Source organism: Vaginella massiliensis, assembly GCF_900089075.1.
Lineage (GTDB): Bacteria > Bacteroidota > Bacteroidia > Flavobacteriales > Weeksellaceae > Weeksella > Weeksella massiliensis_A.
On the sequence record NZ_LT593746.1, the window covers coordinates 643,853 to 666,138 of the forward strand.

The 22,286-nt window shown below is 35.2% G+C and carries 25 protein-coding genes and 4 tRNA genes; 13 read left to right on the forward strand and 16 right to left on the reverse strand.

Going from position 1 to position 22,286, the window contains the following annotated elements:
* Positions 1-35 precede the first annotated feature (35 nt).
* On the reverse strand, positions 36-1,052 hold the full coding sequence (gene fbp / locus BN8061_RS04260; RefSeq protein ID WP_068596795.1) for a class 1 fructose-bisphosphatase: 1,017 nt from the start codon (positions 1,050-1,052) through the stop codon (positions 36-38).
* Between the two features lie 140 nt (positions 1,053-1,192).
* Here fbp and BN8061_RS04265 point away from each other — a divergent pair, with 140 nt between their 5' ends.
* Entirely contained in the window at positions 1,193-2,434 is a 1,242-nt protein-coding gene (locus BN8061_RS04265) for an aspartate kinase (protein ID WP_068596797.1), read from the forward strand.
* 1 nt (position 2,435) lies between these two features.
* Positions 2,436-4,334, forward strand: a complete 1,899-nt coding sequence (locus BN8061_RS04270) for a lysophospholipid acyltransferase family protein (RefSeq protein WP_068596800.1) — start codon at positions 2,436-2,438, stop codon at positions 4,332-4,334.
* Between the two features lie 71 nt (positions 4,335-4,405).
* Here the strand turns inward: BN8061_RS04270 and rseP are convergent, their stop codons facing one another.
* The 4 genes from rseP to mutY all read right to left on the reverse strand — a co-directional run bounded on the left by rseP (position 4,406) and on the right by mutY (position 7,934).
* Positions 4,406-5,722, reverse strand: a complete 1,317-nt coding sequence (rseP, locus tag BN8061_RS04275) for an RIP metalloprotease RseP (protein WP_068596801.1) — start codon at positions 5,720-5,722, stop codon at positions 4,406-4,408.
* A 64-nt stretch (positions 5,723-5,786) separates the two neighbouring features.
* Positions 5,787-6,383 carry a gliding motility lipoprotein GldD gene (gldD, locus tag BN8061_RS04280; RefSeq protein WP_235802682.1) on the reverse strand — a complete coding sequence of 199 codons (597 nt, stop codon included), beginning with the start codon at positions 6,381-6,383 and terminating at the stop codon, positions 5,787-5,789.
* Positions 6,384-6,409: 26 nt separating this feature from the next.
* A complete protein-coding gene (locus BN8061_RS04285) occupies positions 6,410-6,865 on the reverse strand; it encodes a single-stranded DNA-binding protein (RefSeq protein WP_068596803.1) in 456 nt (151 codons plus the stop codon).
* 28 nt (positions 6,866-6,893) lie between these two features.
* On the reverse strand, positions 6,894-7,934 hold the full coding sequence (gene mutY / locus BN8061_RS04290) for an A/G-specific adenine glycosylase (RefSeq protein WP_068596805.1): 1,041 nt from the start codon (positions 7,932-7,934) through the stop codon (positions 6,894-6,896).
* Between the two features lie 73 nt (positions 7,935-8,007).
* Between mutY and BN8061_RS04295 the strand changes: the two genes are divergently transcribed.
* Entirely contained in the window at positions 8,008-8,298 is a 291-nt protein-coding gene (locus tag BN8061_RS04295) for an HU family DNA-binding protein (protein ID WP_068596807.1), read from the forward strand.
* Between the two features lie 219 nt (positions 8,299-8,517).
* Entirely contained in the window at positions 8,518-10,086 is a 1,569-nt protein-coding gene (locus BN8061_RS04300) for an Rne/Rng family ribonuclease (RefSeq protein ID WP_068596809.1), read from the forward strand.
* A gap of 45 nt (positions 10,087-10,131) precedes the next feature.
* On the opposite strand, the gene BN8061_RS04305 is transcribed toward BN8061_RS04300, so the two are convergent.
* Positions 10,132-10,548: a hypothetical protein gene (locus BN8061_RS04305; protein WP_068596811.1), complete on the reverse strand. Its 417-nt coding sequence runs from the start codon at positions 10,546-10,548 to the stop codon at positions 10,132-10,134.
* Between the two features lie 165 nt (positions 10,549-10,713).
* Between BN8061_RS04305 and BN8061_RS04310 the strand changes: the two genes are divergently transcribed.
* The 3 genes from BN8061_RS04310 (at position 10,714) to BN8061_RS11860 (ending at position 11,212) form a co-directional block, all read left to right on the forward strand.
* Positions 10,714-10,787: transfer RNA gene (locus BN8061_RS04310), tRNA-Asn, on the forward strand.
* A 43-nt stretch (positions 10,788-10,830) separates the two neighbouring features.
* Positions 10,831-10,904: transfer RNA gene (locus tag BN8061_RS04315), tRNA-Asn, on the forward strand.
* Between the two features lie 143 nt (positions 10,905-11,047).
* Positions 11,048-11,212 (forward strand): hypothetical protein, encoded by a 165-nt coding sequence (locus BN8061_RS11860; protein WP_154662250.1) that lies wholly within the window; start codon positions 11,048-11,050, stop codon positions 11,210-11,212.
* 187 nt (positions 11,213-11,399) lie between these two features.
* On the opposite strand, the gene BN8061_RS04320 is transcribed toward BN8061_RS11860, so the two are convergent.
* Genes BN8061_RS04320 through BN8061_RS04330 form a run of 3 tightly spaced genes read right to left on the reverse strand, consistent with a single transcriptional unit; the run spans position 11,400 to position 13,525 of the window.
* Positions 11,400-12,068, reverse strand: a complete 669-nt coding sequence (locus tag BN8061_RS04320) for a hypothetical protein (protein ID WP_154662251.1) — start codon at positions 12,066-12,068, stop codon at positions 11,400-11,402.
* A 10-nt stretch (positions 12,069-12,078) separates the two neighbouring features.
* Positions 12,079-12,855: a hypothetical protein gene (locus BN8061_RS04325; RefSeq protein WP_068596815.1), complete on the reverse strand. Its 777-nt coding sequence runs from the start codon at positions 12,853-12,855 to the stop codon at positions 12,079-12,081.
* 10 nt (positions 12,856-12,865) lie between these two features.
* Complete coding sequence (locus BN8061_RS04330; protein WP_068596816.1) at positions 12,866-13,525, reverse strand: hypothetical protein; 660 nt, start codon at positions 13,523-13,525, stop codon at positions 12,866-12,868.
* 394 nt (positions 13,526-13,919) lie between these two features.
* Here BN8061_RS04330 and BN8061_RS04335 point away from each other — a divergent pair, with 394 nt between their 5' ends.
* From BN8061_RS04335 to BN8061_RS04345, 3 genes are all read left to right on the forward strand, one after another.
* On the forward strand, positions 13,920-15,071 hold the full coding sequence (locus BN8061_RS04335; protein ID WP_068596818.1) for an LOG family protein: 1,152 nt from the start codon (positions 13,920-13,922) through the stop codon (positions 15,069-15,071).
* Between the two features lie 43 nt (positions 15,072-15,114).
* A tRNA-Met gene (locus tag BN8061_RS04340) sits at positions 15,115-15,187 on the forward strand.
* A 7-nt stretch (positions 15,188-15,194) separates the two neighbouring features.
* Positions 15,195-15,267 (forward strand) — tRNA-Met (locus tag BN8061_RS04345).
* Between the two features lie 413 nt (positions 15,268-15,680).
* On the opposite strand, the gene BN8061_RS12270 is transcribed toward BN8061_RS04345, so the two are convergent.
* The 7 genes from BN8061_RS12270 to BN8061_RS04385 form a co-directional block, all read right to left on the reverse strand.
* Positions 15,681-15,812 (reverse strand): hypothetical protein, encoded by a 132-nt coding sequence (locus BN8061_RS12270; protein WP_262509366.1) that lies wholly within the window; start codon positions 15,810-15,812, stop codon positions 15,681-15,683.
* A gap of 63 nt (positions 15,813-15,875) precedes the next feature.
* Positions 15,876-18,503: a carboxypeptidase regulatory-like domain-containing protein gene (locus BN8061_RS04355; protein WP_162270403.1), complete on the reverse strand. Its 2,628-nt coding sequence runs from the start codon at positions 18,501-18,503 to the stop codon at positions 15,876-15,878.
* A 1-nt stretch (position 18,504) separates the two neighbouring features.
* Complete coding sequence (locus BN8061_RS04365) at positions 18,505-19,344, reverse strand: GLPGLI family protein (protein ID WP_068596826.1); 840 nt, start codon at positions 19,342-19,344, stop codon at positions 18,505-18,507.
* A 69-nt stretch (positions 19,345-19,413) separates the two neighbouring features.
* On the reverse strand, positions 19,414-19,656 hold the full coding sequence (locus BN8061_RS04370; RefSeq protein WP_154662252.1) for a hypothetical protein: 243 nt from the start codon (positions 19,654-19,656) through the stop codon (positions 19,414-19,416).
* Positions 19,657-19,804: 148 nt separating this feature from the next.
* Positions 19,805-20,221 carry a hypothetical protein gene (locus tag BN8061_RS04375; protein WP_068596830.1) on the reverse strand — a complete coding sequence of 139 codons (417 nt, stop codon included), beginning with the start codon at positions 20,219-20,221 and terminating at the stop codon, positions 19,805-19,807.
* Between the two features lie 31 nt (positions 20,222-20,252).
* Entirely contained in the window at positions 20,253-20,435 is a 183-nt protein-coding gene (locus tag BN8061_RS04380) for a hypothetical protein (protein WP_068596831.1), read from the reverse strand.
* On the reverse strand, positions 20,432-21,040 hold the full coding sequence (locus tag BN8061_RS04385) for a relaxase/mobilization nuclease domain-containing protein (protein WP_317038979.1): 609 nt from the start codon (positions 21,038-21,040) through the stop codon (positions 20,432-20,434). The genes BN8061_RS04380 and BN8061_RS04385 overlap by 4 nt, the downstream gene beginning before the upstream one ends.
* A gap of 52 nt (positions 21,041-21,092) precedes the next feature.
* Between BN8061_RS04385 and BN8061_RS12400 the strand changes: the two genes are divergently transcribed.
* From BN8061_RS12400 to BN8061_RS12410, 3 genes are all read left to right on the forward strand, one after another.
* Positions 21,093-21,275: a transposase gene (locus BN8061_RS12400; RefSeq protein WP_068596835.1), complete on the forward strand. Its 183-nt coding sequence runs from the start codon at positions 21,093-21,095 to the stop codon at positions 21,273-21,275.
* 449 nt (positions 21,276-21,724) lie between these two features.
* On the forward strand, positions 21,725-22,039 hold the full coding sequence (locus tag BN8061_RS12405) for a DDE-type integrase/transposase/recombinase (RefSeq protein ID WP_394330297.1): 315 nt from the start codon (positions 21,725-21,727) through the stop codon (positions 22,037-22,039).
* Positions 21,985-22,176 (forward strand): integrase core domain-containing protein, encoded by a 192-nt coding sequence (locus BN8061_RS12410; RefSeq protein WP_154662253.1) that lies wholly within the window; start codon positions 21,985-21,987, stop codon positions 22,174-22,176. The genes BN8061_RS12405 and BN8061_RS12410 overlap by 55 nt, the downstream gene beginning before the upstream one ends.
* Positions 22,177-22,286: the final 110 nt, after the last annotated feature.

Consider the following 22,286-nt stretch of genomic DNA (forward strand, 5'->3'; position numbering starts at 1 on the left):
ATGAGACGGCTTATTTGATTAATCGAATTGTATGACTAGGCGTCTTTGTAATTTGCCATGAATTCTTCAGCCTTTTCGACCATATTTTTAGAACCACAGAAGAAAGGCACGCGTTGGTGCAACTCTGTTGGCTGAATGTCTAAAATTCTTTGGAAGCCGTCAGAAGCCTTTCCACCTGCTTGTTCGGCAATAAAAGCCATCGGGTTGCATTCGTACAACAAACGCAGCTTTCCATTGGTATTGTTCGTTCCAGACGGATAAATATAAATACCGCCTTTGAGCATGTTGCGATGAAAATCTGAACACAACGAACCGATGTAGCGAGAGGTGTAAGGACGCTCATCTTCTTCTGCCTGACAATATTTGATGTATTGTTTCACACCCTGCGGAAATTTGGCATAATTTCCTTCGTTTACCGAATAGATATTTCCGTTTTCGGGAATGGTCATATCGGGATGCGAAAGGTAAAACGTTCCGATTCCAGGATTCAAAGTAAATCCGTTTACCCCATTTCCTGTGGTATAAACCAACATGGTAGAGGTTCCGTAAACGATATAGCCTGCGGCAACTTGCTGATTTCCTGGTTGAAGGAAGTCTTCTAAAGTCACGGGAGTTCCAGGTTCTGAAATGCGACGATAAATCGAAAAAATAGTACCAACCGACACATTCACATCAATATTCGAAGAACCATCTAGCGGATCAATCAATACCACATATTTGTTGTTCTTTGCATTGGTGCCGCAATGGATTTCGATAAAATCTTCATTCTCCTCAGAGGCGATACCGCAAACTACTTCGCGTTGCGAAAGCGTCTCGATAAAAACCTCGTTGGCAAAAACATCTAATTTTTGTTGTTTTTCTCCTTGTACGTTTTCGTTTCCATATTCACCTAATATGTTTACCAAACCAGCTTTGTTTACTTTGTAGTTTACAACCTTTGTCGCTAATTTGATCGAGCTCAACAAGCGACTCAACTCTCCACTCGAATAGATAAAATCATCTTGTTTTTGGATGATGAATTCGCCCAAGGTGGTATGTGTATTTGTAGGCATAATTGTTATTGTGTTTTTGCTTCAAAAATACTAAGATATTTTAGCTTTTGAAAGTCGATTAAAAAAACATTTTCAGGGATTAGGTTTCTCAATTTTTAATAGAAACAGTTGAGTATATTTGTATACAGAAATGTTATCAAATGAAAGTTTATAAATTCGGTGGAGCATCTGTAAAGGATGCAGACAGTGTGAAAAATGTAGCAATATTGCTAGAGAAAGTCGGCTGTGAAGATACTTTTATGGTGGTTTCTGCAATGGGTAAAACGACCAATGCGCTAGAAGAAGTGGTGCAATTGTATTTTGATGAACAAGATTACGAAAAGAAAATTCACGAAATCGAAGCATTTCACCTCGAGATTGTGAAAGAACTTTTCGATGATCAGACCAAAATAAACCAAGAACTCAAAATCTTTTTCAGCGACATCGTTTCGTTTTTACGAAGAAACAAGTCGCCCAATTATAGCTATGTTTACGATCAGGTTGTTTGCAATGGCGAGTTGGCTTCTACCCGTATTATAAGCGCTTACCTCAACCAAACTGGAATAGCGAATACGTGGTTGGACGTGCGCGATTATTTGAAAACTGATAACAACTATCGCGAAGGTAAGGTGAATTGGGACGAAACAGAAAAGAATTTTCGAACCATCGAAAGCGGAAAGCTCTACGTTACGCAAGGATTTTTAGGCTCAGACGAAAACCATTTTACTACCACATTGGGTAGAGAAGGTTCAGATTACACGGCTGCGATTATCGCGTATTGCTTAGACGCCCAAAGCATGACAATTTGGAAGGATGTGCCAGGGGTGTTGAATGCCGACCCGCGGTATTTTTCGGATCCAGTTTTGTTGAATCACATTTCGTACGAAGAGGCTATCGAATTGGCATATTACGGTGCTTCGGTGATTCATCCCAAAACCATGCAACCGCTTCAGAATAAAGAGATTCCGTTTTTTGTAAAATCATTTATCAACCCAACCGATTCTGGAACAGCCATAAAAAAAGGCGCTCCGCTCGAACCCAAAATTTCGTGTTTCATCCTGAAAAAAGATCAACATTTAGTTCGGTTCTCGAGTAAAGATTTTTCGTTTATTACAGAAGATAAATTGAGCGGAATTTTCAATCAGTTGTATGATGCAAAAATTAAAGTAAATTTGATGCAAAATTCAGCAATTAGCTTATCTTTATGTGTAGAGGATAAATACGGCAATCTGAAAGAATTACTCAACAAATTGGATAAAATGTATAACATACAACACGATGAGCAGGTGAATTTGTATACCATTCGGCATTTTGATGAGCACTCAGAAAAAGTTCTACCACTCGAACGAGAACTTCTGAGGCAGACACTAAAAGAAACTTTGCAAATCGTGACCAAAGCATAATATGGGACTCGTATCTACCAATGACATATACCAAGGTTTGGGACTGAAAAAATTTGGTTTACTCGGGAAACCGCTCGCTTGGAGTGTGAAAATGATGACACGGCTAAATGTGCTGAATGCCATCTACGACAGAGGAAAACACCTAGAAGCCGACCAGTTTCTAGATTATCTGTTGGATGACATCGACGTAGATTATGAAATACACGCCGAAGATTTGTCGAGAATACCCAAAACAGGACCGTTCATCTTGTTGTCCAACCATCCGTTAGGCGCCTTGGACGGCATCATCATGATGCATGCCATAAGAAAAATTCGACCCGATTTCAAGGTTATGGGGAATTTTTTGTTGCAAAAAATAGAACCCTTAAATCCGATCGTTATCCCCGTAAATCCATTCGAAACTCGAAAAGAGGTTTACAACAGTGTAAGCGGTCTGCGAGCTGCTCTCAAACATCTGAAAGAAAACGGAAGTTTAGGAATTTTTCCAGCAGGTGAGGTTTCTTACAAAGACGACACAGGAGAGATTGTAGACCGCCAATGGCAAAATTCGGTGATTCGCTTGGTGCAAAAAGCCAATGTGCCTGTAATCCCCATGTACTTCAGGTCTCGAAACAGTGCTTTTTTTTATCGGGTTTCGAAATTGCATCCCGATTTGCAGACGGCGATGTTGCCTTCGGAAATGATCAAGAAAAGAACCAAACCGATCAGGATTCGTATAGGTAAACCCATTATACCCAAAATATTGGCAGAATATGAAGATGTAGATCAGTTGCGAATGTTTTTGCGCAAGAAGATTTATATCTTATCGTCTTATTATGGTAAGAAAAACTCTTTTCGCGAGAATCTTTCTATCGACAACATCAAGAAGATTCCGTCAACCATTCCATCTTTACCATCGAAGATTATTCCACAGTTTATTCCGCAATTGTCAAGAGCTTCTAAGCCCAAAGAGATTATTTCGCAGACCGATCCAGCATTGGTAAAGTCAGACTTTGAGCAGTTGAGACAAGATCCGCTCAGTTTGCTTTTTACCAGTAATCAGTACGAATGTTATTTTGCTTTGGCAAAAGATATTCCAAATGTTTTGCGAGAAATAGGGCGTTTGCGAGAACTTACCTTTAGGGCTGTGGGCGAAGGAACCAATCATGAAATCGATTTGGATTGGTACGACAATCATTACCATCATCTTATTTTGTGGGACAAAGACAATTCTCGTATTGTTGGGGCGTATCGCATGGCTTTGGGGGCAGAGGTGTACGAGAAATTTGGCGTAAAAGGTTTTTATGTCAACGAATTGTTCAATTTCGAACCAGAGATTCATCCGTTTTTCAAGAAATGTATCGAGATGGGGCGAGCTTTTGTTGTACAAGATTATCAACAAAAACCCATGCCGTTGTTTCTGCTTTGGCGAGGAATTGTACACGTTACTTTGCGAAATCCGCAACAAAAATTCATTATTGGTGGGGTGAGCATTAGCAATCAGTTCTCAGATTTTTCGAAGTCGTTGATGATCGAGTTCATGCGTTCGCACTATTACGATTCTATTGTATCGCAATATGTACACGCCAAGAATGAATATAAAGTGAGGTTGAAAGAGGAAGATCGATCGTTGCTTTTTGATACACAAGCCGATTTGAACAAGTTTGATAAATTGATCGATGAGTTGGAACCCAATATGCTTCGCTTACCTGTTTTGATCAAAAAATACATCAAACAAAACGCCAAGGTCATTGCGTTCAATGTCGACCCGAAGTTCAACGATGCCATCGATGGTCTGATGTATATTCGAGTGTCTGATATACCCGAATCTACCGTAAAACCTGTAATAGAAGATATACAAGCCGAATTGGAAAAGCGAACCAGCGAGGGACAAAATAAACAAGCCAATACTGAAGAATAATCACAAGCGAATGCGCATAAAAAAATCCCGATTTATTTCGGGATTTTTTGTGGAGAATTATTTCACTCGAATTATTTATTAAATAGGTTTAAAATATCATTTCCGAAGATGAAAATCATCAATCCTAAAATGATGATGAAACCTGCCATTTGTGCATATTCTAAGAATTTATCACTTGGTTTGCGACCGGTAATGATTTCGTACAATGCAAACACAGCATGACCGCCGTCTAAGGCAGGGATGGGCAATAGATTAACGAATGCTAACCACGCAGAAATCACCGCCGTGAAAGACCAAAAGAAAGTCCAATTCCACGAAGTGGGCATTTGATTTACCATGCCAATTGGACCCGAAATTTGTTTGCGTCCACCCTCCATGGTTGCAATGGTTTTGATACCGCGTACTTGGGTAAAAACAGACCCAAATGTTTTGTTCACAGCAGCTTTCATGCTTTCGAGAGCGCCCATTTCTCTAGTGTTGGCAAGGCTCGCCAAATACGTTGTTTCGGGAGTAGTAATCACGCCTAGTTTCCCTGTTTTGTCTAGCGTCGCCATCAATTCTACCTCGTCGCCATTACGATCTACGGTAAGCGGAAAAGATTTACCTTTGTAGTTGCTCAACCATTGGTCAAGCTCACCGCGCGTATGAATGGTTCTACCATCGATGCCTACAACTTTGTCGCCTTTCAAGATTCCAGCTGTTTCTGCAGCCGATTTTTCAGTAACTGAATCAATGACGAACGGAAAATCTGGGGTGAAAAAAGCACCTTTTGACTCGATGATTTTTTTACTAAATTCTTTATCGATTGCGAGGCTGATTTCTTTTCCGTCTCGTAATACCTGTAGAGATTCGCCATCCAACATGGCTTCTTTCGTGATCTCGGCGAGGTTATCGTATTTTATCCCATTTACACCAATTGGAATATCTCCCGTTTTCAGCCCTGTGTTTTGATGAATAGAATCGGTAATGATACCATATTCCATCTTGTTCACGTCTAAATACGATTCGCCATTCTTCATCAACAATCCCCAAAAGATGACGATTGCCAACAAGATATTCACGATGATACCACCCAACATGATGATCAGTCTTTGCCAAGCTGGTTTTGTACGAAATTCCCAGGGTTGTGGATCGCGTTTCATTTGCTCGGTATCCATGCTTTCATCGATCATCCCCGCTAGTTTTACATAACCACCGAGCGGCAGCCAGCCTATTCCGTAAATGGTATCGCCAATTTTTTTCTTCCATAAAGCGAATTTCCAATCGAAAAAGATGAAAAATCGCTCAACACGTACACCAAACCATTTTGCTGTGACGTAATGACCCCATTCGTGAAGCATCACGAGAAGCATTAAACTCAGCATTAATTGTGCTATCTGTATTGCCATTTTTTAAATTTTTTTAATTTTTTTTGAAGCCACAAAATTAGAAGAAATTATCGAGAATACGGGTTTAATTTTTCCATTGTGTGGTCTCGATCAACTTCATCACGTCTTTTTCGATATATTGAACCGCCGGAGCTAGGGAATCTGGATTTGGTTTTGCAGAAAAATAAACCGATCCCGAAATGAAATTCTTGACGCTGTCGGTGACATGAAATTTGTAATTGATTGCAGATTCGCCACCCAGCTCGAATAGAGTTCCGTAGACCCGATGCGCCGGATAGGAGAACTCTCTTGGTGAGATATAACTTGCTTTTATCGTTTGTTCTTGCACAAATTTTTCCGACTCTTTTATCTTTTCGATGAGGTCTTCTCGGGATCGAAGACGGAAATAAGTGAGGAAAATATTAGCCTTCATTTTGGGATAATGTATGGTGTATTGGCAGGCGCCTTTTCGGCTCAACATTGCTTTTGCCAAGGTAGAATACTCGAAGGTGTAAGGACACTCGGTATCAAATTTTTGATATTTTGCTTTCGGATATTCTAATCGTACTTCTCCCAAAGGTTTCGCTTGTTCGTTTTGGTGACAAGCAACAAAGCTTGCGACGGCAAAAAACAACGCAATGCAATTGATCAATTGCGTACAATATCGGGTTGCTCTCTTCATTTTTCTTTCTCGGGATATTCTATAGCTTAGAATGGCAAATCGTCGTCTTCTTCTTGTGTAAAATTCGAAGAGGTTTCGGGCTGATTGGGATTGGTGTTTTGGCTAAAAGACGAACTGTTCGAGCTGGTATTGCCAGCCGAATGACTGTCTGATTTCGGAGTCAAAAACTCAATGGAATTCGCCACGATTTCGGTGGTGTAACGGGTTTGTCCGTTGTCTTCCCATTTTCTGGTCTTGATGCGACCTTCTACAAAAACCTTATCGCCTTTTTTCAGGTATTTTTCACACAATTCTGCCAATTTGTTACGCGTAACAATGTTATGCCACTCTGTTTCGGTAATCCTTTCTCCTGTTCTAGAGGTGTAGGCTTCTGTCGTAGCAATAGGAAAACGACCGATGCAATTGGCGTCATCGAAATGATGAATCTTCACATCGTCACCCAAATTCCCGATTAGCAATACTTTATTGGTAGTTCCGTTCATAACACTGAAATTGTGGTTTCAAACAAATTTAGTTGAAATATTTTAATTTCATAAACTTTTCGATGGGTTTTGGTAACGGATATTGATCAAGCTGCTTTTTACTGATGCTGATAAAATTATTTGTTTTTCTGATTTGCTCGTATGTTTTTTCATCCAAATCGATGGTGTAGAATCGGATCCATAATTTTTGATGAGACAAGATGTGTTTTTCTTCGTAGAGGTAAGTTTTTTCGAAATCGGCGAGCCCAAAAGGCGATAGAGGTTCCTCTGCTTGTTCTACGAGCGGAAGCGTGTATAAATGCTGCCAAACATCAGTTTGTGTGCGATGGGTCAAAAGAAAATGATCAGCATTCGACAGTAAATAAAAATGAAAAAATCGATCCTTCACTTTTATTTTTTTAGATTTTACAGGCAAACGGTCTTGTTCTTTCTTTTGCAACGCATAACAGGAGTCGTTCAGCGGGCAATCTGTGCATAGCGGATTTTTGGGTTTGCAGATGGTTGCGCCCAAATCCATCACTGCCTGATTGAAATCTCCAGGGTGATTTTTATCGATAATGGATATTCCGAGCTCAAAGAAAACTTTTTTAGTTTTTGGTAAGGCGATGTCGTCGTAGATGCCAAAATATCGAGCAAATACGCGATACATATTACCGTCTAGCGCAGGAATAGCCTCGTTGAAACAGATAGAAGCAATAGCGGCAGCAGTATAATCGCCAATGCCTTTTAGTTTTTTTAGTTCTAAAAAATTATCAGGAAACAGACCTTTGTAATCTCTATAAACAGTTTGTGCTGTATGGTGCAAGTTTCTTGCGCGCGTATAATACCCAAGTCCTTGCCAGAGTTTCAAGATTTCTTGTTCGCTGGCGTTTGCAAGTGATTCGATAGTAGGATAATGCGTAGTAAAGTTGAGGTAATATTGCATGCCTTGTTCTACCCTTGTTTGTTGCAAAATAATTTCCGATAGCCAGATAAAATAAGGGTTTTTTGATTCACGCCAAGGCAAATGCCGTTGATGATGCCCATACCAATCCAATATCAATAAGTTGATAGTTAATATTTTGTCCAAATAACTTTTTTTTAAAAATTACAATTATTATATTTGCATCCGCTTTCAAAATTAAGAATAATAAAGAGAAATTATGACAAAGGCAGAAATAGTAAACAATATTTCAAGTAAGTTAGGGCTTGAAAAGAGTGATACTCAAAGGGTAGTAGAATCGTTTATGGATGAAGTGATTAAGTCTTTAGAGTCTGGTGAGAATGTTTACTTAAGAGGATTTGGATCTTTCACTATAAAAACAAGAGCAGAGAAAACAGGTCGCAATATTACCAAAGGGACGTCGATTATCATCCCAGCACACAATGTACCAGCTTTCAAGCCAGCGAAAAGTTTTGTTGATAGCGTAAAAGAAAAAGTAGCAGTTAAATAATTATTATAAAATTTAGGACATATGCCAAGCGGAAAAAAACGTAAAAGACATAAGGTAGCGACTCACAAAAGAAAAAAACGTCGTCGTCTTAACAGACACAAAAAGAAAAAATAATTTGACGATTGAGTTTAAATTATTTTTAATCTTTTTGAATAGCACTTTTCGAGTAATGCATACTGAAAAGTGCTTTTGTGTTTAATTTTAGAACATAATTTTTTGATGAATAAAGAGTTAGTAATATCAGCACAAAATCAGGATGTAAGAATCGCTGTTCTCGAAGAAGGACGGTTGATGGAATTGCATCAGGACTCGAGCGATGAAGGTTTTGCTGTGGGTGATATCTACTTGGGTAAAATCAAAAAATTAGCACCAAGCCTCAATGCTTGTTTTGTCGATATAGGGTACAACAAAGATGCTTTTTTGCATTACCACGATTTGGGACCGCAAATCAAATCTTCTTTTCAGTTTACCAAGCAAGTAGCACAGAAAAAGCAACAAACTCATTTGTTGAAGAATTTCAAAATAGAGAAAGATATCAACAAAAATGGGTCGATTACCGAAGTCTTTCAGCCCGGTGATTTGGTGATGGTACAAATTACCAAAGAACCCATCCATACCAAAGGACCGAGAATCACCTCCGAGATTTCTATTGCCGGACGCTACATTGTATTGGTGCCTTTTTCGGATCGAGTTTCGATCTCGCAAAAGATTAGAAATCGAGAAGAACGCGACCGTTTGATTAAAATCTTAGAAGGCTTCAAACCGGAAGGTTTTGGCGTCATCATCCGAACGGTAGCAGAAGAAAAGAAAGCTGATGAGCTGCAAGCAGACCTCAATTATTTGTTGAAAAAGTGGAAACTATTATACCAAAACATTTCCAAAAACAAAGCGCCAAGTCTTATTTTAGACGAGATGGATCGGGCATCGTCTATCTTACGAGACAATTTCAACGATGATTTTGTAAAAATCTCGGTAGACGATAAAGCATTGTACCACGAAATGGTCGATTATCTGCAATACATCGCCCCAAAAAAAGTGAACATTGTCAAATATTACGATGATGCACACGTACCAATTTTCGAGAAATTCAATATCGAACGTCAAATAAAATTGGCGTTTGGCAAAACCGTGACCATCCCACAATCCAAAGGAGCATATTTGGTTATCGAACATACCGAAGCCCTGCACGTAATAGATGTGAACTCTGGGAATATTTCTCGTAATAGTAAGAATCAAGAAGATTCGGCATTTGCAGTGAACAAAGTCGCAGCTTCGGAAATAGCGCGTCAGCTGAAACTGCGAGATATGGGCGGTATTGTTGTGGTCGATTTCATCGATATGAAATCGTCTGAACATAAAAAAGAATTGTTCGAACACCTACGCGCCGAAATGGCAAAAGACAAAGCAAAGCATAAGATTTTACCACCGAGTAAATTTGGTCTTATCCAAATCACACGGCAACGTGTAAGACCAGAACTCAATTACACCACAACAGAAGAAAATCCTAATCAGGAAGATGAAATAGAAGCGCCAATTGTGGTGATCGACCGCATCAACGAAACGCTTCAAGCAATCATGGATCGAAAGAATAAGGATTTGACCAATATGTCGTTGCATGTACACCCATTTGTTGCCGCTTATCTGAAGCAAGGTTTTCCAAGCATTCAGCTCAAATGGTTGATGAAATACAAAAAGTGGGTAAAAATTGTACCACGCGACGCCTACAAATACCTGCAATTCAATTTTCTCGATCGCAATAAAAACACGCTGTACAACGAGTCCAATTAAAAAAAATATCCACTCACGCGAGTGGATTTTTTTATTCCTAAAAAATCACACCGTCTGTTTTTTCTTCAAAATAAAAAAGATACAACTCGTCATCCAATTGATCCAAAAAAGATAAGCACCAAAATGAAAAGAGCTTTTGAGGTATCGATGTGCGGTATAATTGAAATCGTAAAAGGTATACATCAGCCCGAATAAACCCACATGGAAGAGAACGATTGCCAAGATTCTACTCGCCCTGAGACCGATCAGCTGTTGAAACAGGTAGAAAACCAAGTTGAGAAAAAGCATGATGGCAAAGATGACCAAAGCTGTTTTCCACCACGACCGGAAAATTAAATAATCTCGATAAAATACAGAGATCCCGATTTTACCAATCCAAGACATTTTAGAGATCAGAATGCCAGATAACAACGACAAAATTCCTTGAATGAGGAGGAGAATCAAATTATTTTTCTTTGTCAAAACTCGAGTTTTAGATGCTAAAATAATTCCAATAAATCAGATTTCAAAAAATATTCATTATCAAACAATTGCCCTAAAAAACAAGCTTATTGGTAAAAAAAGTTGATGCCAAATTTGGTAGTTTTATATTTTGAGCTATATTTGCACTCACAAAAACGAATAAATTCCTCCTTAGCTCAGTTGGTTAGAGCATCTGACTGTTAATCAGAGGGTCGCTGGTTCGAGCCCAGCAGGAGGAGCAAAGTCAAGAAAAGACTTCAAAAAATCACAAAAAAAGGTCATTCCTCCTTAGCTCAGTTGGTTAGAGCATCTGACTGTTAATCAGAGGGTCGCTGGTTCGAGCCCAGCAGGAGGAGCGATAAGAATCCCATCAATGCGATGGGATTTTTTTATTCTACCGATTTCGACTGGCATTCTGTTTTTGATTCTTTAAATCGAACTTTGGCTAGATTTTTTTTCCATATTATTTCCTTAAATTCAAATTTTATTAGCAAATCAAATGAAGAATAAACCAAGACAGCTCATTGTCCACAATTTAGAAGAATGGCAAGAGTTGATAGAAGGCTATCATCCTACCCACGACAAATGTCGTGACCTGAAGATCTTTAAACATTTTTCGGCAACCAAAGACGACTTATCTCTCCAACATAAAAAAATCTATTGAACTCTAGATTATTTATATTTTATACAACCATAGTTGTAAATTTTGAATCTAAAACAGATTCAATATCCTTGAATAGAAAAACTCCTAAAAAGCTTAAAGATAAAAGAAAGTTTAAAGTAGAATAAAAAAAATTCAGGAAAATATTTTCCTGAATTAAATGTAAATTAAGCGTTATATTATTTATATACTAAAACTTCTCACAAGTAATTGTATATGAGTTATAGGTATTTCCGTTATTTGTATAGTTTGGTCGTCCTAAAAATGTAACCCTATAATAATTGGCTTCTCCAGGATAAGAAATGTAGAATTCACCTGTACTATTCACATCGAGTTGAGGACATAATAATTGAGTTTGAGTATAATTACTAGAGTTGAAAGTTTTCCCATTTGCTTTATAATACTTTAAGTTAACGTCTCCCCATTTCCTAAATAAAGTATAATATGTAGTAACTTCCTTTTTGGGGTCATCAAGTAAATTCATCATAATATCTAAGTTTTTATTTGATGAAGTGGAAGGTCGGAACGAAAACTGGAAGCGACCACATGTCAGCTTCTCATTAGCATTTGGTTTTAAGTCTGTATAAAAAAGACGCTTATTTTCAATAATTTCTTCCTTAATTTGATACTTTAAATCTGTAATATTAATTGCATCGATATTACCATTGGTATCTGTAACTAAAACTTGACTATAAGAGTCTATTTCCGAAGATTTATCTTTTAGTACTCTTACTTTTAGGTCGCCATTTATATCGAGCATACGTGTAGGTTGATCTGTTTGTATACCTACTTGAGCAAAAATGTTTATTGAAAACATCATGCTAATAAAGCATATGAATTTGTTTATATTTATTTTCATTGTAATCTTATTATTGGTTATAATATCTTTCACAGATTAGAATGCGTAAACCGCTATTTTCAACGTTTTTAAGATTTAGTGCCTGACCTGGTCTAATATCAGATTTTTTATTTGGCATTCTACTAAAATTAACTTTATATAGATCACCAGTTAATGGATCAATAATATGTAATTTTAAGAAGTCATTATTGATCATATACTTCTCCGAGTAAGTAAACTGTGTGTTGGCATTATCTGAATATGGAAGCGAATAATCAAAAACTTTCTGAAACTGATTCCAGTTTGTAGTATTGAATGTTTTATCAAAGTTGCTATAATAGTAGTCACCATCACCAGTGTTTCCACTATGTCCTCCTATAAGTCTATTAGGATTTCTCCGTTCAAGTCTTCTCAGTCCGTACTGAATATTATAATTAGAGCTAGGCTTTTGAGAAAGTTTAAATACAGGTTGATTGTCTGCAGTAAATGCAAATATAAATCTACCACAAACAACAGTTTTTTCTTGGTCACCTCCAGATTCATTATAATAAACATTTCTAACAACTTCTACTTGTTGAGTAGGTGATTGTGTGATAGAGGATTTTTTTTGCTTATCTACATTTCCTGTTGAATTTGCGATTACGATGTCGCTATAGCCTTTATCGTCTTTCTTATCTTGAGTCTCTGTTACTCTTAAGTTGCCATTTAAATCAAGTATTCGCTCCGAAGAATTTGTATTGATGCCTATTTGAGCAAGTGTAGATAAACTAAGAACAAACGTTAAGATACTTGTTATATAAAATTTCATTATTGTTAATTTAGAATTGTTCACATATATTGACAAAGTATGTTTCGTTATTTTGCTTTATGCGGTAAAACGTAATACGATAAAATTGTTCTTCCCGTGGGTAGGAGATATACAACTCATTGTATTCCCCATCTACAACATGTGCACCTGAAGTGACTGGTATACTTTGGTAGGTACTGTAATTATTGGGGGTGAAGACTTTTGCATTAGGTGATGCTTCATATTCAAAACCATCATTCCTATTGTAAGGAGGAAAGTTTTGCTCAAAAGTAACATATACATTTACATTGTTTTGCGGCCGATCTAGTAAGCGAAAGCTTACTTTAGCGTCGTTATCTAGAAAGCTAAAAACAAACCTTCCACATGTTAGTGATCGTGTAGTTATAGGTCTTCCATTTGTCGTTTTATAAAGATTATTTTGTACGATCTTATTAACCTCACCTGTCATATCTGGCAATAAATTACTTTTATTAATGTAATCAACATTACCATTATTATCGACAGCTAATACCTTAGAATAATCACTGTCTGCAGCTTTGTTTTGAAGGTTTCTAACTCTTAGATTACCTTCGACATGCAGATCTCTTGTAGGGTTTTCAGTATTAATTCCTACTTGAGCCCAAGAAATCGAGAAAAGCATTAGGAATCCTAGATATAAAATTTTTTTCATTTCAATTTTTTTTTCATTTTAATTTATAAAGTATATTGCTTTCAATAAAATATTTATTGTCAAAAAATACTAAAGCTGAAGATAAAGTATATAAGAAAAGAAGAAGTAAGATAAAATACTTCCAATCGAAAAGGAATCACCTATATGAGCCCTTTAGCTTTTCATAGAATTTTTTAAGAAAATTTGTGTTGGTTGTGCAAAATTATAAATAATTAATGAATATAAAAATCGTTGTATCGATCAAATTCATATTAATTCATATTAATTCATTATAATTCAGAGTGTTCTAGAAAATTATTTAATATAATTTTATGACCGACAGATAATTTTCGAGCACTTATAATTTTTTTGAGGAAATTATTAATATATTTTGGTTAAAGTATTTAATCAAAACATGAAAAAGAAATGTCCTCAAACCCTAATACATAATTTAGATGAGTGGCGAGTTTTGGTACAAAACACCAACTCGCTCGCTCATACCGTGATCCAAGACGTTAATTTCTGTCAAGAAAAAGTCGATTGGACACGCTTTTACCTCAATCAAACTTCTTTTTTGGGGTGTACCTTCAATCGTCGAGATGCTATTTACCTCATCGAGAAAGGGGCTTTCGTTTATCCGAAATTCAAAAATATTCCCTACAAACCCTACCGTAGCTTTCTCTATACCTGGCAAGAGTTGATGGAAGGCTATCATCCTACCCACGACAAAAGTCGTGACCTGAAGATCTATAAACATTTTTCGGCAACCAAATACAACCCCAGCGTTCACGAAGCAATGGCACAACGGATTCATGATCATAGTATTGATGATGCTCTGCGCGAATTGTTAGGGTACGATGACCAAGGAATGACACAAAGAAAATGTGTCGGTTTCATGGGCGGACATGCAACCAAACGCGGATCCGAGTTCTATAATAAAACAGCCTTGGCAGCAAAACGACTTGCTCAAATGGGCTATTATGTCGTAACAGGAGGCGGACCAGGGATTATGGAAGCCGCGAATTTGGGAGCGTATATGGCGCATTACTCCGAAGAAGATTTGTCAGACGCCATTGCTATTTTGCAAGACCTAAAGTTTTCAGAACCTGATCAGGTCGATTATTTGGCTGAGAACTATGCTCAACAATCGAAAAAAGTTCTCGAGCATTATCCCAATGCCTGTGAGAATTTAGCGATTCCTACCTGGTTCTATGGTCACGAGCCGAGTAATTTATTTGCCACCCATATCGCCAAATACTTTTCGAACAGTATCCGAGAAGATACCTTGTTGGCAATAAGTTTGTTCGGAATTGTATATGCGCCCGGTAGTGCAGGGACGACACAAGAGATTTTTCAAGAAGCAGCTCAAAATCATTACGGAACCTTTGGCTATTATAGTCCGATGGTATTCTTGGGTGTGAAGCGTTATGTAGAAGATACAACCTTGTATTCGGTCTTGCATCAGTTGGCAAAAGGAAAAACCTATAAAAAATTATTGTTTCTAACCGATGAAGCAGAGGAAGTTGCAGATTTTATTGCAGCAAATCCACCCATAAAAGCAGAATAGGTTTGGTAGAATAGAAAAAAGTTGTATATTTGCATTCCAATACCGCGAGATGGAGCAGTAGGTAGCTCGTCGGGCTCATAACCCGAAGGTCACAGGTTCGAGTCCTGTTCTCGCTACTAAGATCGCGAGGTGGAGCAGTAGGTAGCTCGTCGGGCTCATAACCCGAAGGTCACAGGTTCGAGTCCTGTCCTCGCTACTAACAACACTAATAATCAAAAGATTGCGAGTGTTATGGACTAAAAAAGGGAGTAACTTATTCGGTTGATCCCTTTTTTTATTAATTATTTAAATCATTTATAAAACAATTTTCACTTTCCATCGCTATTCCATTAAACCCAAAAATTCCTTTTGATCCAAAAGTAATTTTAATTACATCTCCTCTTAAAGATCTAATTTCCATAATATCATTACAAGGTATTACAATATTTGAAAATCCTTATTTTAATATCAATTTCTTGTCTGTTTTTATAATATAATGAAATACTATACAAATAGATAAAAACTATCAACATTATAGAATTTAAAACTATTGCTTCCATTAATCCATATTTATTGAATATACCTAAAAAAACAACAGGATGTATAATTATATACATAAGAGTCAACAATTTAACATATATTGACTTTGTACTTTTTATTTTTTTCATAATATATCACTTGATCTTGTTCAAATTCTGTTTCATTTACCATAGCAAGAGTTCCCAAAAGAGCAAAAACACTTACAAATAAAATTTTCTTCATTTTTTTAGTTTATTTATTGTTGTTAATATTACTATGATATGATAGTAATATTAACAACCTTTTTTAAAAATTAAATCGAGTGGTGAACATGACTTGAGTTGGTCGTAATTTATAAACATAACGCTGTTCTAAATTCGAAGAAAAACTATTTTGTGAAAAATATTTTTCATTAAATAGATTATAAGCACTTAATTCAAAATCTATTTTCTTCTTTTTTAATGAATAACGATACATCAAATCTCCGAAAGTAGAATTAGGATTTAATCTCGTGTCATCGTTTACATATAAATCAAAATTAAGCTTTACGTAATGTTGATCTGCTGGAAAAAAATGTAATCCAACTTGATGAATTTGATTGGTAATTGATCTTGAACTTGAGTTTCCTGACAATTTATTTTTATAATTTGTTAAACCGTATTTATATTCAAAAGTCATCCAACTTAATAATCTGAAAGAAGCATCAAAATTTGAAGTTAAAATAGTGTTGTCAATTTCGACTAAATCATCATTTAATAATTGATCGTATGTTGTAAAATTATATCCTCCAGCTAAATTAAATGTTGTCTTAATTTTAGAAAAATATTGACTTACTTTAGCATTAACCGAATGTGTTTTTTGATGATTTTTTAAGTTCAAAGCTTCTAAAAGTGTACTTGCATCTGCATTGTAGTTATAATTGTAGATTAGGTTATTTTCTGTCCAATTATACGAATATCCAAAATTGATAAACCTTGATTTTATCGGATTTTTATACTCGAAACGTAAAGAAGAATTCCATTTTTTTACTTCGTTAAAATCTCCATAATTTTGTTGAATAGAATTGTATCGAAACAATATAAATCCTTTGTGTAAACGTGTTAAACTTCCTAAATCATTAGAGAAATTATGCGAAGTTGATACTTTCCAGAATTTTGAAAATTCTAATCCTATGTTAAATTTAGGTTCGATATAAAAGCGATTGTAAGAAGTTTTATCTCCGAAAGAATTATTTTCTAAATTATACCACTGAAAAGGAATTCCAAAAGAAAAATTAAGTCGATTTTTTCTGTACGAAAAGTTATTTTCTACATACGGATTTAAAGTTGACCAACGTGTATTGTTGGTAAAAGTTGAATTTATTGATTGATTATCTGCTAACAAGTCACTTTTCATTGTATGATTGGTGTATTTAATTCCAATTTTTGATTGTAGCGTTAAAGCCTTTATTCCTTTTGAAAATTCTGCAAAATTATTTGTCGAAAATTTCTCGAAATTAATTTGTTGAAAAGCATTTTGATAATCATTTCCATTGTTTATAAAATCAGTAAAAACTCCAGGAGTAATACTTAAATTTTCGCTGTAACTTTTGTATGATATATTAGATTTAAGCGTAATTAACTGTTTGCCAATTTTCTTTATTGTATTAAATTGATTGGTAAATTGACGATTTGGTTGAGCCAAACGTTGTGTAATCAAATTATTATTTTGGTGGAGATTCCCTCTCGAACTATTCCAATCGCCTTTAAATTCTAAGACATTTTCAAGATAATTTTTCGAACTATTTTGAGATAATGTTGCTTTAAGATTAAGACTTTCCATTTGTAAATAATTTTGTTTGATTTCTTTGAGAAATATATCGCCAGTAGGTAAAAAGTATTGTGTGTTTGTTTCTCCAAATCGCTTTTGAAAATCGTTGTGATAAGACAAATTAATTCGTAAATCTATCTCTTTTTTTAATTTGAAAAGATGATTCCAAGAACCAATATTTATTGCATTATCCAACCAACGTTCGCCATCAAAATTGGGAGTTTGAATTCCTGAAATAGATAACCATCTTTCATTCGAAAATTTTTCAGAATCGTTTAACAAATCTTCTAAACTTAATGTTTTTAATTGTCGTGATACATCATTTCCACTATTATTTCCTTGATAAGAACCAATCATTTGTTGTTTATTTGTAAATAACATTGGTGTAATATTAGCATGGTATAACATAGATGATATGCCAAGACCAACTTCTGCTTTACCAGAATAAGTCATTTTATTTTTCAGTTTTATGTTTAATGCCGCTTTGGGACTATAAACTAAACTATCTAAAATCTTGATTGGTTGATGGTTCTCTAAAATTTGAACTTTATCTACAGCATCTGCAGAAAGATTTTCGTTTGCTAAAGCATATTTCCCTCCCAACAAATCCATTCCTTCAATATAATATTTATTGATTGGTTCGCCTTGATATAATATTCGACCTGAAGCTTCTATTTCTATTCCAGGCATTTTTTTGATCACATCTGCTATAGAACGATCTTGGATATCTTTAAAATTACTAACATCATAAGCAATTGTATCGCCTTTTTTTCGGATTGGAGATTCTTTTAGTTTTACTTCTTTCAACTCAATTGCTTTTTCTTGTAAAGTAAAATCGAAATTATTAGACGATTCGTTTACCAAAACTGAAATAAATGCATAATCCATCGCACGAACTTTTATTTCATAAGTTTCGTGCGATGGATTATCTAATTTCAAAGTGTATTTTCCATCATTTTTTGTAATGAAGTATGCTAAAGTTTCATCCGAAGTACTTGATGAAATAATTACATTAGCACCTGTTATAGGATTTCCTTCTTCATTTTTTACAACTCCAGATATAGTAAATTGTGCAAAAATAAAGTGTGAGAGTAGAGTGAATATTAGTGTTAATTGGAATTTCAAATTAATTATTCAATTCTATTGGATTATAAGGTAGTTCTTTAGTCATTGAAGTTTCTTCTACTCCTGGCTTACTATAAACCTGTCCTACATAAATCCCAGGATTACTATGAAAATTTTGTTCTGCCTTATAAAAGTCTTTTTTTGTAGTTTTTATTATATTCTTTTCTTTATGTATGTATATAGTACTTGAATTGTTATCTATTCCTTGAGCTGTAAAATGATGTTCATTATTATCATCATATACTTCTAATATTAAACCTGGTAATCCATTAAATATAAAAGGGCCATCGTTTAAAGGAATGTCTTCTGAATAATATGCAATCCAATTACGTCCTTTATAATAAACTCTAGCTTCTTTACATTTATACCCTAATATTTCTTTCATATTTTCCTTTAAGTCCCATTTTAAAACAGGAATTTCTTCTATAAATTCATAATTTTTATTATATATTTTCCCTTGAAATAGGTATTTACCATCTTTAGTATTTACAATAGATTTATTAAACTTTATTGCTTTTCGGATAGCTATGAGCTCATTTAAATCATTTGAATCTATAAAATCTTTTTTAGAATTTTTAACAGTCATAGAGTCAAATTTTAAAAGATTTGCATCTGTAAATTTTGTTTTGCCTTTTCCTATTTGAAGTACTGTAATAGTATTCTTTTTCTTATCTCTATTCTTCTTGTCAGATGAAAATGAATAACTGTAATAAATGTTTTTAGAAACCGTATCTAGTTTCTCAATTACAATCTCATCTGGATTCAATTTAAAATTACCAGATATTTCTTGTGAATATCCAAATACTGATAATAATAGAAAAAATATTATTTTTTTAAACATTTTAATAAATTTTATTTTAATTGACAAAGACTACTTTTAAGTAGTCTTTTCATTATATTAGTCAGCTTATTAGCACCCTCTTGCTTCGTCAAAATAATCAATAGCATCCAACACATCTCCTGTAGTCTCATAATTGTCTGCACATAAATAATATGTCCCACAAGAATTAACAGTAATCCAACTACTACAAGGTGCTACAACTTCAACTTTTTTATCTTCACCTTTCTCTTCAGTTGTTTTAGTTTTTGTGTCATTTGCCATAGCAAAAGTTCCAATAAGTGCAAAAGCACTTGCAAATAAAATTTTCATCATTTTTTTTAGTTTTAGTATTGTTGTTAATTTTACCAAACTAAATATTATTTTTTATATTACAAAATTTTAATTGTTTAATTTTTTACTTCACTTCCATTTTCTCTACCTTTCTAAACAAATCTTTACTTTCCTTTGGATTTTTCTCAATCTAAAGTTTAAACTTTTTTAAAAATTCAGCATCTTTTTGACCATTATATTGTCCTTTTTGAATCAGTTCATTTCTGTAATCTTCTTTTATATCAGACTTAATCTCAATTCCATATTTAAACGTAAAAAAGAAAGCTACTAACCCTATTGCACAAAAAATAACTGAATACAATACTACATTAAACCTTTTGTGAGTATTTTCAATACCTTTTTTCCTCTTTTCAGCCACTCTTTCCAATTTTCCAATACTTTGATCCACTTCTGAACGATCTACTTTAATATCCGTTCGTTTAAGTTCGTTCAAATAACGCTGATTAGACTGCTCCATTTGAGAAGCTAATTCTTCCATACGTCTGATTTTCTCCGACATTTCTTTATTCTCAGCTAAAAGTATCTCTAAAAACTGTTTGTTATTCATATAGTTAGTTTAATTCATTAAAAATTTACAACTACATTCCTCTGTCAATCGAACGTCCAACTTTAAGCGCAACATCCGCTATTTTAATCTCCGGTTGTAAAAGCGAAAGAACTTCCACCGGTTTTGTAACCATTTCTTTGGTTAAGCCTTTTACAATTTCCGTTTGCATGGTCATTCCTTTAAATGAAACACCTTTCTCAATCATACTTTTCATTCCACAATTTTTATGAATTTCAGAAGCTTTAAAATCAAGCCGACTAATTTTATCATGAATAAGGAACCCTTGCAATTTCCCCCCCCTTTATTAATTGTTGGTTCAATTCGACAACCTTTGTCATACATACTTTGCATATAGTCCGAAAAAGTACGCGATTGCTTAACTGAAATGTTATGTTTTTTATAAATATCAGCTTTTAGTTCTTTGCTTAATTCCTTATCCAACATTCGCTCAATCTCCTTATCTTGTCGAACTTCTTTCGCCGTTTTTAAACCATTCTCAAGTGCAATTTTTTCAGCAGAATTTTGAGCTTTAAATCCAATATAAGAATCGTCCAAGGCTTTTCCTTTTTCATCTATTCGGTTAGCTATAATATGAATATGAGTTGCTTTTGTGTTTTGATGAACATAAGCAATACATTGATTGTTTTCTAAACCTAAATTTTTCAAATGATCTTGGGTATAACGCAATAATTCTTGGCGTGTATGTACCTGATCATTGTTTGGGCTTAAAACAATAGAAATCCTATTGTTGGAACAATTCTCATTCATCTCCTGTACTTCTCTAAACTCTGCAAGTATTTCAATAAATCCCCCTAAAATTCCGACAGTTTAAAAGATTATAAAAATTTATAAATTTAAACTGTTATTAGAGATGAAAAAGTCAAGATTTACAGAAACACAAATCAGCCAAGTACTCAAGGAGAATGAAGCTGGCAAAAAGGGATCCGATACATGCCGAGAATTATCCATCAGTCCAAACACCTTTTATTTGTGGAAGCGCAAATATGGTGGCATGGATCAAGAAATGTTGCGTCAATACAAGGAATTGGAGTGAGAAAATGCTCGCTTGAAAAAGACGTAAGCGGATTTGAGTTTGGATCACAGAATTCTAAAAGAGGTCATCGAAAAAAAGCTTTAGGGCTCTGTCAGAAAAGAGATTTGGCAGAAGAATTAACAGATGACAAACAATTCAGTACGGCCAGAGCCTGTCGCATCATCGGATTGGAACGTTCGGGATATTATTATCAAAGCATCAAGGACGATACAGAAGTAGAGCGTAGATTGCTTTATTATGCCGAAAAACTTCTGTCAAGAGGTTGTCCGGAATACACCAAACGCATCAGAAAGGAAGGTTATGGGTGGAACCATAAACGCATTGAGAGGATTTACCGTAAGTTAGGACTGAACAAACGCAGAAGGAAAGTCAAATGTCGCATCCCCAATCCGGGCAAAGAATACTTATTGCAGCCGATTGCACCCAATATTACTTGGAGTATGGAATTTATGAGTGATGTGTTGGAGAACGGAAGAAAGATTCGGATACTGAACGTGATAGACGATTACAACCGGGAGGCATTAATGTGCGAAATAGACTATAGTTTTGCTTCAGAGAAAGTAGTTAAACTCGTGCAAAGGCTCATTGAGTGGTATGGAAAACCAACCAACATCCGTACGGACAACGGCACGGAGTTCATCGCAAAAGCTTTTGAGGGCTTTTGCTCCAACTCCTCTATCTGGCATATCAAGATACAGAAAGGAACCCCATGCAGAACGGATTTTGTGAACGCTTCAATAAATATTTTAGAGAAGATGTGCTAGATGCTTACCTATTTGAAAACTTAGAACAGGCAAGAACCATCGCCCAAAACTGGATGGATGATTACAACAATCATCACCCACATTCAAGTTTAGCTGATTGTTCACCTATCGAATTTAAATTAAAAAGAAGTGCGTAATTTGTTTAGTTTTGAATTGTCTGAAAAACGGGGGACTTACAATTTTGGCAGTGGGAAGAGGGAGAGTTCCACCAATCAGAACGGCGGCTATATTCATGACATTGAATTGC

Bases quoted from the DNA above. Each gene is read 5' to 3' on its own strand.
- BN8061_RS12400 (WP_068596835.1), top strand. From the start codon at position 21,093: ATGAAAAAGTCAAGATTTACAGAAACACAAATCAGCCAAGTACTCAAG.
- BN8061_RS12270 (WP_262509366.1), bottom strand. From the start codon at position 15,812: ATGAAGAAAATTTTATTTGTAAGTGTTTTTGCTCTTTTGGGAACTCTT.
- BN8061_RS04320 (WP_154662251.1), bottom strand. From the start codon at position 12,068: ATGAAAATAAATATAAACAAATTCATATGCTTTATTAGCATGATGTTT.
- BN8061_RS04380 (WP_068596831.1), bottom strand. From the start codon at position 20,435: ATGAAAAGTATGATTGAGAAAGGTGTTTCATTTAAAGGAATGACCATG.
- BN8061_RS04300 (WP_068596809.1), top strand. From the start codon at position 8,518: ATGAATAAAGAGTTAGTAATATCAGCACAAAATCAGGATGTAAGAATC.
- BN8061_RS04330 (WP_068596816.1), bottom strand. From the start codon at position 13,525: ATGAAAAAAATTTTATATCTAGGATTCCTAATGCTTTTCTCGATTTCT.
- BN8061_RS04295 (WP_068596807.1), top strand. From the start codon at position 8,008: ATGACAAAGGCAGAAATAGTAAACAATATTTCAAGTAAGTTAGGGCTT.
- BN8061_RS04285 (WP_068596803.1), bottom strand. From the start codon at position 6,865: ATGAACGGAACTACCAATAAAGTATTGCTAATCGGGAATTTGGGTGAC.
- BN8061_RS04375 (WP_068596830.1), bottom strand. From the start codon at position 20,221: ATGAATAACAAACAGTTTTTAGAGATACTTTTAGCTGAGAATAAAGAA.
- BN8061_RS04265 (WP_068596797.1), top strand. From the start codon at position 1,193: ATGAAAGTTTATAAATTCGGTGGAGCATCTGTAAAGGATGCAGACAGT.
- BN8061_RS04270 (WP_068596800.1), top strand. From the start codon at position 2,436: ATGGGACTCGTATCTACCAATGACATATACCAAGGTTTGGGACTGAAA.
- BN8061_RS04365 (WP_068596826.1), bottom strand. From the start codon at position 19,344: ATGTTTAAAAAAATAATATTTTTTCTATTATTATCAGTATTTGGATAT.
- BN8061_RS11860 (WP_154662250.1), top strand. From the start codon at position 11,048: ATGAAGAATAAACCAAGACAGCTCATTGTCCACAATTTAGAAGAATGG.
- BN8061_RS12410 (WP_154662253.1), top strand. From the start codon at position 21,985: ATGCAGAACGGATTTTGTGAACGCTTCAATAAATATTTTAGAGAAGAT.
- BN8061_RS04325 (WP_068596815.1), bottom strand. From the start codon at position 12,855: ATGAAATTTTATATAACAAGTATCTTAACGTTTGTTCTTAGTTTATCT.
- fbp (WP_068596795.1), bottom strand. From the start codon at position 1,052: ATGCCTACAAATACACATACCACCTTGGGCGAATTCATCATCCAAAAA.
- BN8061_RS12405 (WP_394330297.1), top strand. From the start codon at position 21,725: ATGAGTGATGTGTTGGAGAACGGAAGAAAGATTCGGATACTGAACGTG.
- BN8061_RS04335 (WP_068596818.1), top strand. From the start codon at position 13,920: ATGAAAAAGAAATGTCCTCAAACCCTAATACATAATTTAGATGAGTGG.
- rseP (WP_068596801.1), bottom strand. From the start codon at position 5,722: ATGGCAATACAGATAGCACAATTAATGCTGAGTTTAATGCTTCTCGTG.
- BN8061_RS04370 (WP_154662252.1), bottom strand. From the start codon at position 19,656: ATGATGAAAATTTTATTTGCAAGTGCTTTTGCACTTATTGGAACTTTT.
- gldD (WP_235802682.1), bottom strand. From the start codon at position 6,383: ATGAAGAGAGCAACCCGATATTGTACGCAATTGATCAATTGCATTGCG.